General features: G+C 23.0%; 14 protein-coding genes and 1 other RNA gene. 8 read left to right on the top strand and 7 right to left on the bottom strand.

Annotated features, from left to right (window positions below; all coding sequences use genetic code 11):
* Positions 1-81: 81 nt before the first annotated feature.
* From thrA to thrC, 3 genes are read left to right on the top strand one after another with little or no spacing between them, the layout of a single operon-like run.
* Positions 82-2,547, top strand: a complete 2,466-nt coding sequence (thrA, locus tag AB4W75_RS00900; RefSeq protein WP_367679584.1) for a bifunctional aspartate kinase/homoserine dehydrogenase I — start codon at positions 82-84, stop codon at positions 2,545-2,547.
* 18 nt (positions 2,548-2,565) lie between these two features.
* Positions 2,566-3,495: a homoserine kinase gene (thrB, locus tag AB4W75_RS00895; protein ID WP_367679583.1), complete on the top strand. Its 930-nt coding sequence runs from the start codon at positions 2,566-2,568 to the stop codon at positions 3,493-3,495.
* A 3-nt stretch (positions 3,496-3,498) separates the two neighbouring features.
* Positions 3,499-4,788 (top strand): threonine synthase, encoded by a 1,290-nt coding sequence (gene thrC / locus AB4W75_RS00890; protein WP_367679582.1) that lies wholly within the window; start codon positions 3,499-3,501, stop codon positions 4,786-4,788.
* 90 nt (positions 4,789-4,878) lie between these two features.
* Here thrC and ychF read toward each other — a convergent pair whose 3' ends face one another.
* From ychF to AB4W75_RS00875, 3 genes are all read right to left on the bottom strand, one after another.
* A complete protein-coding gene (gene ychF / locus AB4W75_RS00885) occupies positions 4,879-5,964 on the bottom strand; it encodes a redox-regulated ATPase YchF (RefSeq protein WP_367679581.1) in 1,086 nt (361 codons plus the stop codon).
* Between the two features lie 96 nt (positions 5,965-6,060).
* Entirely contained in the window at positions 6,061-6,621 is a 561-nt protein-coding gene (gene pth / locus AB4W75_RS00880) for an aminoacyl-tRNA hydrolase (protein WP_367679666.1), read from the bottom strand.
* A 63-nt stretch (positions 6,622-6,684) separates the two neighbouring features.
* Positions 6,685-7,305: a Fe-Mn family superoxide dismutase gene (locus tag AB4W75_RS00875; protein WP_367679580.1), complete on the bottom strand. Its 621-nt coding sequence runs from the start codon at positions 7,303-7,305 to the stop codon at positions 6,685-6,687.
* A 541-nt stretch (positions 7,306-7,846) separates the two neighbouring features.
* Between AB4W75_RS00875 and rnt the strand changes: the two genes are divergently transcribed.
* Positions 7,847-8,518 (top strand): ribonuclease T, encoded by a 672-nt coding sequence (gene rnt, locus AB4W75_RS00870; protein WP_367679579.1) that lies wholly within the window; start codon positions 7,847-7,849, stop codon positions 8,516-8,518.
* A gap of 132 nt (positions 8,519-8,650) precedes the next feature.
* Here the strand turns inward: rnt and grxD are convergent, their stop codons facing one another.
* Positions 8,651-8,968, bottom strand: coding sequence for a Grx4 family monothiol glutaredoxin (grxD, locus tag AB4W75_RS00865; RefSeq protein WP_367679578.1), 318 nt, complete (start codon positions 8,966-8,968; stop codon positions 8,651-8,653).
* Between the two features lie 243 nt (positions 8,969-9,211).
* On the opposite strand from grxD, the gene ssrA reads away from it, so the two are divergent.
* Positions 9,212-9,576, top strand: a transfer-messenger RNA (tmRNA) gene (gene ssrA / locus AB4W75_RS00860).
* A 169-nt stretch (positions 9,577-9,745) separates the two neighbouring features.
* Here ssrA and nadK read toward each other — a convergent pair.
* The gene (nadK, locus tag AB4W75_RS00855; protein ID WP_367679577.1) at positions 9,746-10,633 is read right to left on the bottom strand and encodes an NAD(+) kinase; all 888 of its coding nucleotides are present in this window, start codon (positions 10,631-10,633) and stop codon (positions 9,746-9,748) included.
* 108 nt (positions 10,634-10,741) lie between these two features.
* Here nadK and grpE point away from each other — a divergent pair, with 108 nt between their 5' ends.
* Positions 10,742-11,314 carry a nucleotide exchange factor GrpE gene (grpE, locus tag AB4W75_RS00850; RefSeq protein ID WP_367679576.1) on the top strand — a complete coding sequence of 191 codons (573 nt, stop codon included), beginning with the start codon at positions 10,742-10,744 and terminating at the stop codon, positions 11,312-11,314.
* A 104-nt stretch (positions 11,315-11,418) separates the two neighbouring features.
* On the opposite strand, the gene ung is transcribed toward grpE, so the two are convergent.
* Positions 11,419-12,054: a uracil-DNA glycosylase gene (gene ung / locus AB4W75_RS00845; RefSeq protein ID WP_367679665.1), complete on the bottom strand. Its 636-nt coding sequence runs from the start codon at positions 12,052-12,054 to the stop codon at positions 11,419-11,421.
* Positions 12,055-12,582: 528 nt separating this feature from the next.
* Here ung and AB4W75_RS00840 point away from each other — a divergent pair.
* Positions 12,583-13,188: a peroxiredoxin gene (locus AB4W75_RS00840; protein ID WP_367679575.1), complete on the top strand. Its 606-nt coding sequence runs from the start codon at positions 12,583-12,585 to the stop codon at positions 13,186-13,188.
* Between the two features lie 153 nt (positions 13,189-13,341).
* On the opposite strand, the gene AB4W75_RS00835 is transcribed toward AB4W75_RS00840, so the two are convergent.
* Positions 13,342-14,106, bottom strand: a complete 765-nt coding sequence (locus tag AB4W75_RS00835; RefSeq protein ID WP_367679574.1) for a DUF2076 domain-containing protein — start codon at positions 14,104-14,106, stop codon at positions 13,342-13,344.
* A 576-nt stretch (positions 14,107-14,682) separates the two neighbouring features.
* Here AB4W75_RS00835 and gyrA point away from each other — a divergent pair.
* Positions 14,683-17,220, top strand: coding sequence for a DNA topoisomerase (ATP-hydrolyzing) subunit A (gyrA, locus tag AB4W75_RS00830; protein WP_367679573.1), 2,538 nt, complete (start codon positions 14,683-14,685; stop codon positions 17,218-17,220).
* Positions 17,221-17,276: the final 56 nt, after the last annotated feature.

Here is a 17,276-nt window from a genome sequence, read left to right as displayed (position 1 = left end):
TAATTACCACAACAATATTATAAAATTATACTATAACTAACATTAAATGAAATTATTTTGTATATTAAGAGAATATATATTATGAAAATATTAAAATTTGGTGGAACATCATTAAAAAATGCAAATAAATTTTTACAAGTTTCTAGTATTATCGAAAAAAATACAAAAAAATATCAAGTAGCAATTGTTCTTTCAGCACCAGCTACAATTACAAATTACTTAATAAATATTATCCAACATGTGATAGAAAAAAATGAAATTCCTAAATATATTGATGATATACAAAATATTTTTTTTAAAATAATAGATGATATTTTTTATCAACAACCAAATTTTTCATATAAAAATATACATAATTTAATAAAAGATCAATTTGTTCAGTTAAAAAAAATATTACATAGCATTCAAATTCTACAAATATGTCCAAAAAATATTTATGCTTTTATTATATCCAGAGGAGAAATATTATCTATTGCTATTATGCAAGCTATTCTACAATCTAAAAAATATAATACAACTATTATTAATCCAGTAGATAATTTGCTATCTAATGGAGAAATATTAGATTCTGTAGTTGATATTTCTAAATCATCATTAAATATTCAATCATTACAAATTCCATTAAAAAATATTATTCTAATGCCTGGATTTATAGCGGGTAATCATAAAAAAGAACTAGTCGTATTAGGAAGAAATGGATCTGATTACTCTGCATCTGTTTTAGCAGTGTGTTTAAATGCAAAAAAATTAGAAATTTGGACTGATGTAGATGGAATATATACTTGTGATCCTAGAATTATATCAAATCCATTTTTATTACAAAAAATATCCTATGAAGAAGCTATGGAATTGTCTTATTTTGGAGCAACAGTATTACATCCAAAAACTATTTTTCCAATCATGAAATATAAAATACCATGTAAAATTAAAAATACTAATAATATTAAAGAGCCAGGAACATTAATTAGTACTGTAGATGATAATATACATATAAATCTTTCTCAACAAAGAAATATAAAAGGTATAACATATTTAGATTATGCAGTTATGTTGATAATATCTAGCACAACAATGGATAATACTGAACTATTAACAAAAAAAGTACTATCTATACTTGCCAGAAATAAAATATGGATAATATTATTAACACAATCTTCTTCTCAATCAAATTTTAATTTTTGTATTTTAGAAAAACAATTATCAAAAACTATATATATTTTAAAAAATGAATTAAAATTAGAATTAAATAATCATGAAATTAATCCTATTAAATTTAAAAAAAAATTATCTATTATTTCTATAATTGGAAAAGATATTCATTTTCAATCTAATATTTTTTCTAAAATTTTTTCTGCATTATCTAAAAATAATATAAATATACATGCATTAACTAAAGGATCATCTAACAATTCTATTTCTGTTGTTGTCAATCAAAATCAAAAAGAATATTGTATACAAGCTATGCATACTACAATATTTTATGATACAAAGATAATTGAAATTTTTCTTATAGGAACGGGAGGAGTAGGAAAGGTTCTCTTAGCTCAATTAAAAGATCAAATTAACCTATTAACTAAAAAAAATATTCAATTTAAAATATGTATGATAGCAAATTCAAAAAAAATGTTACAAAATTTTAATGGAATAAATTTAAATCATTGGGAAGAAAATTTAAATACATCTAAGTTTACTTTCAATTTTCAAGAACTCATTACACAATTAAAACATACCTATTTACATAATCCTGTAATTGTTGATTGTACTTCTAGTAAATTAATATCAGATCAATATATTACATTTCTTTCTTCTGGATTTAATATCGTAACTTCTAACAAAAAAGCCAATACTAATAATTATCACTATTATCAACAAATTAGAAATACAGCATTAATTTATGGAAAAAAATTTTTGTATGAAACTAATGTAGGGGCAGGATTGCCTGTTATTGAAAATTTAAAAAATTTATTAAACACTGGAGATAAATTATTACATTTTAGAGGTATATTGTCAGGTTCTTTATCATTTATTTTTGGAGAATTAAATGAAAATATTAATTTTTCTAATGCTACATATAAAGCTAGAAAACTTGGTTTTACTGAACCAGATCCTAGAGATGATCTTTCTGGACTTGACGTAGCTAGAAAATTACTTATTTTAGCCAGAGAAGCTGGTTATCAATTAGAGCTTAATGAAATTGAAATTGAATCTATTTTACCATCATATTTTAATTCTATACCAGATATTCAAACAACTATGCTTGAATTAAAAAAATTAGATAATATATTTTCTAAAAAATTTCAGCAAGCTAAAAAATTAAATAAAGTACTAAGATATGTAGGAACTATACATTCATCTGGTAAATGTCAAGTAAAAATTGAAGAAATTGATAAAAATGATCCTTTATATGAAATTAAAAATGGGGAAAACGCATTAGCTTTTTATAGTAAATACTATCAACCTATTCCTTTAGTATTAAGAGGATATGGGGCTGGAAATAATGTAACAGCTGCTGGAGTTTTTTCTGACATACTTCGTACATTATCATAAAAATTAGGAATAATTATAATGATTAAAATTTATGCTCCTGCCTCCATTGGAAATGTTGGTGTTGGATTTGATGTTTTAGGAGCAGCTATACAACCTATTAATGGAAATTTATTAGGAGATATTGTAACTATCACCTCAGCAAAAAAATTTAATTTAATTAATACAGGAAAATTTAAACATCAATTACCAAAATCTACAAAAAAAAATATTATTTGGCATTGTTGGATAAATTTTTGTAAACAAATCAAAAAAACTATTCCTGTATCGATCACATTAGAAAAAAACATGCCTATTGGATCCGGATTAGGTTCCAGTGCTTGTTCTATTGTAGCAACATTAGTAGCTTTAAACTATTTTTGTTCTGAACCATTATCAAAAATAAAATTACTTAAAATGATGGGAGAACTAGAAGGAAAGATATCAGGTGGTATACATTATGACAATGTTTCTCCTTGCTACTTAGGAGGCTTACAATTAATTATCCAAGAAAAAAATGTTATTAGTCAAAAAATACCACATTTTAAAGATTGGTTTTGGATTATTGCATGGCCAGGAATAAATATATCCACAGCTGAATCTAGATCTATATTACCTATACAATATTCAAGAGAAATCTGTATTCAACATAGTAGAAATTTAGCAATATTTATACATTCTCTTTATACTAATCAAAAAAAATTAGCTGCTCAACATATTCAAGATATTATTGCTGAACCTTATCGAATACAATTATTACCAAATTTTATGTCAATAAAAAAAATAATACTAGAACTAGGAGCTCTAGGTTGTGGTATTTCTGGATCAGGACCTAGTTTTTTTTCTATTAGTGATAATTTAAAAACTGCAGAAATTATAGCTAACACTTTAACTAAACATTATTTACAAAATGAATATGGTTTTGTACATATTTGCAAATTAGATAAAACAGGTACTAAAAAAATAGGATAATACATGAAATTATATAATTTAAAAGAAAAAAGTGAACAAGTAAATTTTTCACAAGCTATAAAATTAGGATTAGGGAAAAAACAAGGACTTTTTTTTCCAACAAAACTGCCTATAATTAATGATACATTACTCAGTGAAATGTTATCTATGAATTTTATTACCAGAAGTAGTAAAATACTATCACTATTTATTGGAGATGAAATTCCAGAACAACAAATACAGCAATCTGTTCAAAATGCTTTTCATTGTTCTATTCCAAAAATTCAATATGTACAAAATAATATAGCTTGTTTTGAATTATTTCATGGACCAACATTAGCTTTTAAAGATTTTGGAGCTCGTTTTATGGCTCAAATTTTATCATATTTAAATCATAAAAATGAAGTAATAACTATATTAACTGCTACATCTGGAGATACTGGTGCTGCCGTAGCTCATGCTTTTTATAACATGCAAAATGTACGAGTTATAATTTTATATCCAAAAGGGAAAATTAGTGAATATCAAGAAAAATTATTTTGTACTTTAGGTAAAAATATAACAACAATTGCTATTGAAGGTAGTTTTGATGACTGTCAAACATTGGTTAAACAAGCTTTTAATGATACTGAATTAAAAAAAGAAAGAGGATTAAATTCAGCAAATTCTATTAATATTAGTAGACTTTTAGCACAAATTTGTTATTATTTTGAAGCGTTTTCATTAATTTCAAAACAACAAAGAAAAAATCTAATAATTTCTATTCCATGTGGAAATTTTGGTAATTTAACAGCTGGTTTATTAGCTAAATCTATAGGTTTACCTATAAAATCTTTTATTGCAGCTACTAACGCTAATGATACTGTACCAAAATTTTTAGAAACAGGAATTTGGAAACCTAATAAAACAATTTCTACTTTATCAAATGCAATGGATATTAGTCAACCAAACAACTGGCCAAGAGTAGAAGAAATATTTCGAATTAATAATTGGGATTTAAAAAGTTTAGGATTTGGTAGTGTATCAGACAATATAACAATTCAAACATTACAAAATCTAGATAATTTAGGATATATATCAGAACCACATGCTGCAATAGCATATAAATTATTATCAGAAAAAATAAAAGATAATGAATTCGGATTATTTTTAGGTACAGCTCATCCTGCAAAATTTAAACAATCAGTTGAAAATATTTTAAAAAAAACTATTACACTTCCTCAATCGTTATCTAAAAGAATAAATCTCCCGCTATTATCACATAATATGAAACCAAACTTTCATAAATTACGTCAATTTTTGTTAAAAAAATAATATTTTATAAAAATAGAGAGGAAAAAAACATTTAATCATCCTCTCTATTTTACATTTATAAAAAACATTATAAATATAGTAAACCTTGAATTATACTTGAAATAAAAAATTTAATATATCTCCATCCTGAACAATATATTTTTTACCTTCAGAACACATTTTTCCAGCTAATTTTACTCCTAGTTCACCTTTATAAAGAATAAAATCTTTATATTTTATTACTTTAACTCTTATAAAACCACGGTTAAAATCACTATGAATTACTCCTCCAGCTTCCTTAGCAGTACTACCTTTTAATATAGTCCAAGCACGAACTTCCTTAATTCCTACAGTAAAAAATGTTTGTAAATTTAATAATTTATATCCAGCAAACACTATATCTGATAATGTAGAACTACAATCTACATCAATGGGTTGAAAATTCGTATTAATATTAGAATGATATAGTTTTTTAGCTTCTCTTTGAGCGCAAACTGAAATAACTATTGATTTTTCTATTTCAGCTAATTTTAAAACTTGTTCCAATAAATAATTATCCTCTTTTTTTGTACCAATATTTGCTACATACATCATTGGTTTAAAAGTTAGTAACTGTAACTTGTCAATTCGTTGTTTTTCTTCTAAAGTAATGTTAAGAGAACGTAACATTTGAAATTTTTTTAAATGATCTAAACAACGATATAAAATATTTAATTCAATTTTTAGTTCTTTATAATTAATTTTAGTTTTTTTTTCTATTCTAAATATAGTTTTTTCACAAATACTAATATCTGATAAAATTAATTCAAGATTAATAATTTCAATATCTTTAATTGGATCTACTACACCATACATATGAGTAACATTAATATCATTAAAACAACGAACAACATGTATTATAGCATCCGTATTTTTAATATTTTCTAAAAATTTATTACCTAATCCTTCTCCTTTAGATGCACCTTTGACTAATCCAGCAATATCAACTAATTCTATAAAATTAGTAATAATTTTTTTTGGATTAACAATTCTTGCAATACTATTTAAACGTGGATCTAATACAGGAATATGACTAATATTTGGTTTAATAGTACAAAAAGGGTAATTAGCAGTTAAAATTTTTGTAGAAGCTAATGCATTAAATAATGTAGATTTCCCTACATTTGGCAAACCTACAATTCCACATTTAAAACTCATATTGTCTCTAAACCTAGATTAAAAATAAATAAAAAAATTGAATATTAATATTATTATTTATACTTAATATACATTTATTTAAATAAATAATTCAATTTAATTAATTAACAATTTATTTATTAATTTTACATTAATTTTTGTTGTAAATATATTAGTATTAATAATCATCCGATAAATAACTCTATTAATTAAATTTAATTCATGTTGATTTGGATATGATAATACATAATTAGAAATTTGTTCTAACTTAATAGGTCTACCAATTCCAATTCGAATGCGAAAAAAACTAATTGACTGTTTAAAATAGGACATAACATTTTTTAATCCTTTATGACCTCCAGATCCAAATCCATACTTTATTTTTATTACACCAGGTGATAAATCTAATTCATCATGTACAATTAAAATTTTTGTTAATGGAATATGATAAAATGATGACATTAAAAAAACAGATTCTCCATTAATATTCATAAATACATTTGGTACTAATAATCGTATTATTTTATGATTCACACAAATATTTGCAGTATATCCTAAAAATTTTTTTTCTTCTTGTAATCGTTGATTATAATATTGAGCTAATAAAGATACATAATGTGAACCAATATTATGACGTGTATTTTTATATAAATTATCGGGATTCGATAATCCTACTATTATTTTTATGATACCATCACCACCTTAAAATATAATATATATTACATAACATATAATTCATTATTAACATATACAATTATTATACCTTTTTAATGCTTCTTCCCAATTTACTACATTCCAAAATGATTTTACATAATCTAAACGTCTATTTTGATATTTTAAATAATATGCATGCTCCCACACATCTAAACCAACAATAGGATACCCAGATACTTTTACTACATCATAACCCATTAATGGATTATCTTGATTAGCTGTAGAAATAATTTTTAAATCATGATTATCATAAACTAACCAGACCCATCCTGATCCAAATCTAGATAATGCTATATTTTCAAAATTTGATTTAAAATTTTCAATAGTAGTAAATTTATTTTTTAAAGCTTGATATAATGAACCTTGTAATATTGTTCCAACTTTTAATCCATTCCAAAATAAACAATGATTAACGTGCCCACCTAAATTATTACGTAAATTTAATTGATTAATTAATGGTATCTCATTTAATTTAGTAATTAATATTTCAGCTTGAATATTTGGATAATTCATAGAATTTAATATAGTATTAGCATTAGTAATATAAGTTTGATGATGTTTTTGATGATGAATACGCATAGTCATAGAATCAAAATATGGTTCTAAAGAATCATAATCATATTTTAAATCAGGTAAAATATAACTCATAATTTTATCCTATTTATTAATTATTAAAATATATTAATATAATTAAATTAAATATGTATTAATAAAATATATAATCAATAATGAAATAAATAATTAACATTAATTAAAATACATTTTTTTTATATATAAAATATAACATACAAAAATAAAATAATTATTCTAATATTAACAGAAAGACATAATATAATGTATATTATTATAAATATTAAATCTTATTATTAAGAAAATTAATAAAAATAAAATTATTTTTCTACATTAAAAATACAATATTTGTATTTTATATGTTGTTATTTAATTTACATTATGTTAATTTTCAAAAATAAAACACAAATAAATTTAATTATAACTAATAAAATTAGTTATCAAAAAATTAATAAAAATACTTTATCATTAACTTTATCAAATATTATGTTTAATTGATATAATTTAATTATACATATTTATTAAATAAAAAAATATGATTATATATCATAATTAATAATAAAATTATATTTTTAAATCTATAATAATATATTTAAATTACAAAACAAAAGAGACAATAATGTCAAACTATCAAGAAAAACAAACATTAAATAATCGTTTTCGAAATTTTTATCCAGTGGTTATTGATGTAGAAACTGCTGGATTTAATGCTCAAACCGATGCACTACTAGAAATTGCTGTAGTTACACTAACCATGGATGAACAAGGATGGATTAAAAAAGAATCTTTATTACATTTTCATATTATACCATTTAAAGGCTCATCTATACATCCTTCCTCGTTAGCTTTTAACAAAATTGATCCATTTAATCCATTAAGATCTGCTATTAGCGAAACCGAAGCTATGAATCAAATATGTAAATTTGTAAAAAAAGGAATAGAAGAAACAAAATGCAAAAAAGCAATTATCGTTGCACATAATGCAATGTTTGATTATAATTTTATTATGGCAGCCATGCATAGATCAGGATTACAAAATCATCCATTTCATCCATTTGTAACATTTGATACTGCTTCACTTAGTGGATTAGTAGTTGGACAAACAGTTCTAGCTAAAGCTTGTAAAGCAGTTGGATTAGTATTTGATATTAATCAAGCTCATTCCGCACTTTATGACACTTTACAAACTGCTAATTTATTTTGCGAACTAGTAAATAAATGGAAAACATTAGGAGGTTGGCCACCAAAAAACACAAATTTTTATAAAACTAATAATGTTATTCAACCATAAAAAAATTATTTTAAAATAATATTATTAAAATAAAACAAAAATTGTCATAATAATAATTATAATTTAATAAAAAGATAATTAAAATAAAATAATTAAATAGTAATTAAATCATAATTAAATAATAATAAATAATTATTGCTCTTCTACTTTATCTATTAATTTCTGTAATTCACCATTATGTAATAATTCTAATATAATATTACACCCTCCAATTAATTCTCCAGAAATCCATAATTGAGGAAAAGTTGGCCAATTAGCATATTCTGGTAATGCTTTTCTAATATCAGGATTTTCTAATACATCAATATAAGCAAAACGCTTTCCACAAGAAGATAAAGCCTGTACTGCTTGAGCAGAAAAACCGCAACTAGGTTCTTTAGGAGAACCTTTCATATATAATAAAATCGGATTAATTTCTATTTGTCGTTTAATTTTTTTATGAATATTCATTTCATTTATTTTTATAACTAATTAAATATTCTATTATTATAAAATATTTTTAAATAGTTTCCAATAAAAAATTAGATTAATTGCAACATAAATATATATATATTTACATTTTAATTATATAAATTATAAAAATTTTACAACCAATTATTTTATTATATTCTTTTATAAATTTTTAGTAGTATAAAACATATTAAAATGCTAAAATAATATTATTAATTTAAAATATTTAAATAAAATATATTAGGGGCTGATTTTGGATTTGACAAAATATCTGAAAACCTAAGTGCATGCCGAGGATCGGTTTGCCTCGTTAAAAAACCGATAAAAAATAGTTGCAAAACAAAAACAATACGCTTTAGCAGCTTAATATACTGCAACAGCCCTTCTTTTTTATATTTGCTCTGTATATAAAAAAATAGAAGGTCACAACAGAAGAGATCGTGTATTTAGTTATACTTAAAAAAACTAATACATTAAATTTATTTTTAAGTTATATTTTTTTATTGTGTCTGTACAAAAAAAAAAAGAAATTTTCCATACAGAATAAGCATGTAGTACTGAAGTTGTAAGAGTTTTGGACGCGGGTTCAAATCCCGCCAGCTCCACCACAAAATATATAATTTAATAATCGAAAAATTAATTACAATATGTATTTATGATAAATATCAAAACATAAAAAACTTAAAATAATATAATTTATTTTTATAATCCATATATATTAATATAAAATAGTCGATTAAAAAAAAAATTAAATTTAATACAATACTAAAAAAAATATTATTTACTATTAATACTTTTATGATACCAATTTAGTTTTTTACTTAACATATCAAAATAATTATATTGAACAGGATGAATAAATTTAATAAAATCCACACTTTTACGAATTAATACCATATCTTCCACTTCAACAGAAAAAATAATCTGACTATCACAACTTACTTTTAATTTATGATGAATATTTAAAAATTTTAAAAGAATAGTACTATTATTACTAATTACTAAAGGACGTGCTGATAAAGTATGAGGAAACATAGGTACTAATACAATAGCTTCTAATGATGTAGAAAGAATAGGGCCTCCAGCAGAAAGAGAATATCCTGTTGATCCTGTAGGAGTAGAAATAATTAATCCATCAGAACGTTGCGAAAAAGCTAATTTTTTATCAATGTACACTTCAAATTCTATCATATGAGCTACTTTTTCTGAATGTAATACTACTTCATTTACAGCTTTACCATTTTTACAATGAACAAATTTACTTAATATAGTCATATCTAATGTAAATCTATTTTCTAAAATATATTCTCCAGATAAAATATTAGATAATTCTTGAAAAATAGTGTCAAAATTTAAATCAGTTAAGAAACCTAATTGACCTTTATTAATACCAATGATTTTAGTTGAATAACAGGATAATACACGAGATGCTCCTAACATATTACCATCTCCCCCTATTACTATAGCTAAATCACATAACGATCCAATTTCTGATAATGTAGCTATATTAATACTTTTTAATTTTAGCTCCTTAGCTATTTGATCATCAACAATTACTTGATATCCTTGACTGACTAACCAAATATATAATATTTCATGCGTTATAAAATCTCTAGAATCACGTGGACGTCCTACTATACCTATACAATGAAATTTTTTTTTCATATTGTTCACATAATCTAATTAATTTAAAATATATAATAATAAAAAATTCTTGAAAATATTTTTTCAAACCCCATAATTAAAAAAAAACATCGATACATAAGTGATAATATGAATAAAAAAATAGAAAAAGATAATAAAAAAAATATATTGAATGATAAAAATCAAATATTAGAAAAAAATATCTTAAATCCAGAAGTTCAAAAAGAAAGTAAATATACTTTTACAGAAGAAATAAATATACTTAGAAACAATATTAAAGATATGCAATTACGAACACAAGCACAAATTGAAAACATGAAAAAAAATTCTGTAATTGAAATAAATCAAATCAAGTCTCATTCCATTAAACAATTTGTTAAAAAATTACTACCTATTATTGATAAAATAGAACATGCAGTTAATTTAAATAAAATACATACTACTAATCAAAATGATATAGAAGAGAAGGGATTATCTCTAATACTCAAATGTATACTAGATACAATGTCTAAATATGGTCTACGAATTGAAGGTTTTGTTCAACAAATTTTTAATCCTAAATTTCATGAAACACAGTCTATTATTCCAAATAACACACAGTACACATATTATATTCAATCCATTAAAACTACTGGTTATATTTTTAATAATGAAATTCTAAGAAAAGCAATAGTAACTATTACAAAAAATAAAGATAATTAATTTAAGTGTTACAATTAATATAATTTATAAAAAAACTATTAACAAGAAGATTATTACAACTTTATATATAATTCATAAATACATTATATATCAATAAAAATAGCTCAATTTATTGACCAATCAATTGGATCTTTATTACTTTGTATTAATATTTTATTAGATTTTGAAAAATGTCTGCATCCAAAAAATCCTCTATGAGCTGAAAATGGTGATGGATGCGAGGCAGTTAAAATATGATGTTTCTTACTATCTATAATATTTCTGAAATTTATGGATTCTTTCCCCCATAATAAAAAAATTATTCCTATATGATGATAATTAATATAACTAATTACCCTACTAGTAAAATTTTTCCAACCTATATTAACATGTGATTTCGGTTTACCATGTTCTACAGTTAAAATAGTATTTAATAAAAAAACACCTTGTTTAGCCCAATTATCTAAACATCCATGTGTAGTAATATTAATATTTGGAATATCATATTTTAATTCTTTATATATATTATTTAATGAAGGGGGTATCTTAATTCCTTTTCTAACAGAAAAAGCTAAACCATTTGCTTGATTAAATTGATGATAAGGATCTTGTCCTAATATTACAACTTTAATCATATGAAATGGAGTCAAAGAAAAAGAACGAAATATATCTTTTCTAGTAGGATAAATGACATGATTTATACGTCTATACTCAATAAAATTTAATAATTTAATCCAACATCTATGTTGTAAAAAAAAAATCTTTCCAAGTTAAAAACTTAATGTATTTCATTAATATATCCCTATCAATAAAAGTAATAGTATTATTACTATATATAATTAGTATTATACACTTATATATAATCAAAATATGAAATGTTATTTAACTAAAATATACCTACTATAATTTATTTTTAAATTAATACCTTATTTGATATCATATCTAAAATTAAAAATTATTTTTTTTTAAACATATATGATAAACAATAACATAAATTATAATACCGAATAATTCTAATCATAATAAAATTATAATTAACAATATACTCAATATACAAAATATAACATATAAATACAATATTATGCATTACATTAGGAAATCATATATACATAAAAAATATTTTTTAATAGTAGATATCAAGATTTTAAAAATAAATCAAACATGTTACAATATTACTAATAATTAATTTTCTTTTAAATCAGTATTTAATACATTTTAAAAAAAAATATATATCATTTAAAATATAATTAAAAAAATGATTTAATCATCAAATAGGAAAAAAAATAATTATGATTCTAGTCGGTCGTACAGCACCTAATTTTATTTCATCTGCAATTTTAAAAAATGGTAAAATTATCCATGATTTTAACCTAAAAGAACAAATATCTTCTAACAAGGGATGTATTTTATTTTTTTGGCCATTAGACTTTACATTTGTATGTCCTACTGAATTATTAGCATTTAATTCAACATACAGTGAATTTCAAAAAAGAAATATAGCATTAATTGGAGTATCTATAGATTCAGTATTCGCTCATGAACATTGGAGAAATACATCTATTGATAACGGAGGAATCGGTCCAATGCAATTTACTATGGTTTCTGATATAAAAAGGGAAATTCAACAATTATATAACATTGAACATCCTGAATTAGGAATAGCTCTAAGAGCTACATTTTTTATTGATCAACATAACATTATACGTCATCAATCAATTAACGATTTACCAATAGGAAGAAATATACAAGAAATATTAAGAATTATTGATGCTGTTACATTCCATGAAAAGAATGGAGAAGTATGTCCAGCTAATTGGAACAATGGAAAACCTGGGATTACAGCTAGTCAAGAAGGAATTAAACAATACTTAAAGAACAAATATATATACAAATAATACTACGATTATTAAAATTTTATATCATTTTATATCAAAACTATTTAATTATTCATTATCAATTACACCAATATACATATAATTTATGGTGTAATTGATAAATAAATAAAATATACAATACTATAATAGTAGTTAAACTATATATTTTAAAAATTATACAAAGTTATCATCACTATCATCATTATAATTACTATAATCATCAATATCAATATCGTTATCTTCATATATTGAATCTATAGATTCATCATATGTAACTATATTCGGATCATGATCAATAATATTATCATCAGTAGTATATGTATCACTATTTACCTGGTCTGTATCTTCATAACTTGTATAAGAAGTATTTGCGTCCATATTATTAGCTGACTTTAATATTTCTTCTTCTGGTTGTTGATGTTTAAATAAGTTTAATAACATATTACCTACTACCATACCACCAGCCACCCCTACTGCAGTTTGTAATGCATTACCTAAAAAACTATTAGCTGTTCCACCCATAGATGAAGAAAAAGTAGGACTAGAAAAACTTTCTCCTCCTACATTTCCTTTAGGAATAGAATTATAATTATTAGATTTTTCAGAAATATTGTCAGACTGAGTATGATTATTATTTTTATTTATTGAATGACTGCTATTTTTAAATATATTTGATAAAAAACTAGTTTTATTCAATTTCCTATTATGTTCTTGATCCCGTAATTGTTTTTCTAATTCCATAATACGTTTATTTAACTTTTCTAATACAGTTTCTTGAACTAAAATAGTTTGTATCATGTAATACGGTGCATTACCTTGTTTTTTAATACATTCATTAATTAATTTTTCTGCAGATTCATTTCTTAATTCTGATTCTTTTTCAACTTTACTCAACTTATAAAACAAATTTTCTATTAATTGTTTTTCTTCAATTTTCATAATATTTCCTTAACTTAAGGAGAGAAAACGTACAATCATTTAAAAAAAATTGAAAATAAAATTATATATAATTTATAAATAATTAATATTATTAAAATTATTTTCGTTAAAATCATATTTTTATTTTTTACTATAATTAATTATTATCATATAATTTAATATTATCAAAATTATATTTATAAAAAAAATGCTAATAATTTTAAAATTATATCAATAATATAATATATATATAAATTAATATAAAACTATAACAAACAATATAAATTAATTATAAAAATACAATGTAATATTGATTACAATATACAATACTTTATCGATATTTTATATCTGTATTCAATAAATGATCCTATAATATTAATTATAATCAAATTTAAAACATTACTTTTCTATCTTATCTTGAAAATTTTTATATCTATGTGATAAAATTAATATTAACAAGTTAATTAAAATTATTTAAATCTAAGTGTCACTAATAAAAATATAGTTTACAATACACATTGTATCATATGAAATATGTTAATTTTATTAATTTACTTATTTTAAATTTAAAATTATATAAAAAGAGATTTCAACTCTATGAAAGACCTACCAAGAAAAATTTTTCAGGTCGATATCGAAGAAGAGTTAAAAAGCTCTTATTTAGATTATGCTATGTCAGTTATAATTGGTCGAGCTCTACCCGATGTACGAGATGGTCTAAAACCAGTCCATCGTCGTATACTATTTGCTATGCATATACTTAATAATGTATGGAACAAACCTTATAAAAAATCCGCTAGAATTGTTGGTGATGTTATTGGAAAATATCATCCACATGGAGACTCAGCAGTATATGATGCTATTGTTAGAATGGCTCAATCATTTTCTTTAAGATATATGTTAATAGATGGACAGGGTAACTTTGGATCAATCGACGGAGATACTGCTGCAGCTATGCGATATACTGAAATCCGTATGTCAAAAATTTCATGTGAATTATTAAATGATTTAGATAAAGATACAGTAAATTTCATTCCAAATTATGATGAAACAGAGTATATTCCTAAAGTACTACCAACGAAAATTCCTAATTTACTTATTAATGGTTCTTCAGGAATAGCAGTAGGAATGGCAACTAATATTCCACCACATAACTTAAATGAAGTAATTAATGGTTGTATTGCTTATATTGAAAATAAAAATATAACTACAAAGCAACTCTTACAATACATTCCTGGACCAGATTTTCCTACAGCCGGTATTATTAATGGAAGATTAGGAATTGAACAAGCATATCACACTGGAAAAGGAAAAATTTACATTCGAGCAAGACACAAAATCGAAATTAACAAAAAAACAAAAAAAGTATCTATCATAATATATGAAATTCCTTATCAAGTAAATAAAGCACATTTAATTGAAAAAATATCAGAATTAGTAAAAGATAAAAAAATTGAAGGAATCCATGCTCTTAGAGACGAATCAGATAAAGATGGAATGAGAATTGTAGTTGAAATAAAAAAAGAATCAATTATTGAACTCATTTTAAATCAATTATATTCAATGAGTCAAATGCAGATTACATTTGGAATTAATATGGTCGCTCTGTATCGTGGACAACCTAAAACTTTATCTTTAATTAATATTATTAAGTATTTTATTAATCATCGTCAAGAAGTAATTACTAGAAGAAGTTTGTTTGATTTAAAAAAACATCAATCTAAATTACATATTTTAACAGGATTAATTATAGCATTAAATAATATTGATAAAATTATTACATTAATTAAATCTTCCAAAAATATAAAAGAAGCTAAACAAAAACTTTTGTCACAATCTTGGAATGTAAATCATTATCAGTATGATAAAATCAATCATCAATTATTAACTATAAAAAAAACACCTAATAACATAAATATACATAATACAGAATTTTTTTTTACTGAAGAACAAATACAAGCAATTCTTGAACTTCGTTTACATAAACTAACTAATTTAGAAAGTAATAAAATCTTTGAAGAACAAAACATTTTAATAAAAAAAATTGATAATCTAGAAAAAATTCTTAAAAACAATTATTATATGATGGAAATAATTAAAGAAGAATTAATTACTATCAAAAACAACTTTGGAGATTTAAGAAAAACAGAAATAAAAACTAACACTACTGATATCAATATTGAAGACATAATTACTCAAGAAGACGTAGTTATAACTTTATCTCATACAGGATATGTCAAATACCAACCATTATCAGATTATGAAGCACAAAGAAGAGGTGGAAAGGGGAAAACAGCTGCTAAAACTAAAGAAAAAGATTTTATTAAAATTCTATTAGTTACTAACACACATGATACTATTTTATGTTTTTCAAGTAAAGGTATTCTATATCAACTTAAAGTGTACCAATTACCTGAATTTAGCAGACATGCAAGAGGTAGACCAATTATAAATTTATTACCTTTACGTCCCAATGAACGTATCACAGCTATTTTACCAATAAATAAATATAAAAATAATAAAATAAATATTTTAATGGCTACTGCTTTTGGAATAGTTAAAAAAACTTCTTTAACAGAATTTAAAAAACCTAGAAGCAAAGGAATCATTGCAATTCATTTAAAATCTAATGATGAATTAATTGGTATTGCTTTAACCAATGGTAATAATAATATTATGTTATTTACAGCTTCTGGAAAAGCAGTACAATTCCACGAAAAATCAGTCAGAACAATGGGTAGAACAGCTTCAGGTGTAAAAGGAATTAAAATCAAACAAGAAGATAAAGTAGTTTCATTAATTGTACCTAAAAAAAATAAAGATATTCTTATAGTTACAGATAAAGGATATGGAAAAAGAACTAATATTTTAGAATTTTCTATTAAATCTCGATCTACTAAAGGAATTATAGCCATTAAAGTGACTCCTAAAAATGGCACCGTAATTGCAGCTATCCAAGTGATTGAACAAGATCAAATAATAATGATTACTAATGCTGGAAAATTAGTTCGAACTAGAGTATCTGAAATTAGAATACTAGGAAGAAACACTCAAGGTGTTATTTTAATACGTACATCAATAACAGAAACAGTTGTAGCTTTACAACGAATTAAAGAAAATTTCTTTATAAAATAACTTATAATAAAAAATAATAAATAACAATATCATTCTAATTTATATTATTTATATTT

This window comes from Buchnera aphidicola (Eriosoma lanigerum) (assembly GCF_964059125.1).
In the GTDB taxonomy this organism is placed as follows: Bacteria; Pseudomonadota; Gammaproteobacteria; order Enterobacterales; family Enterobacteriaceae; genus Buchnera_D; species Buchnera_D aphidicola_C.
The sequence above is the reverse complement of the archived record's forward strand: the minus strand, read 5'-3'. Positions and strand labels throughout refer to the sequence as shown.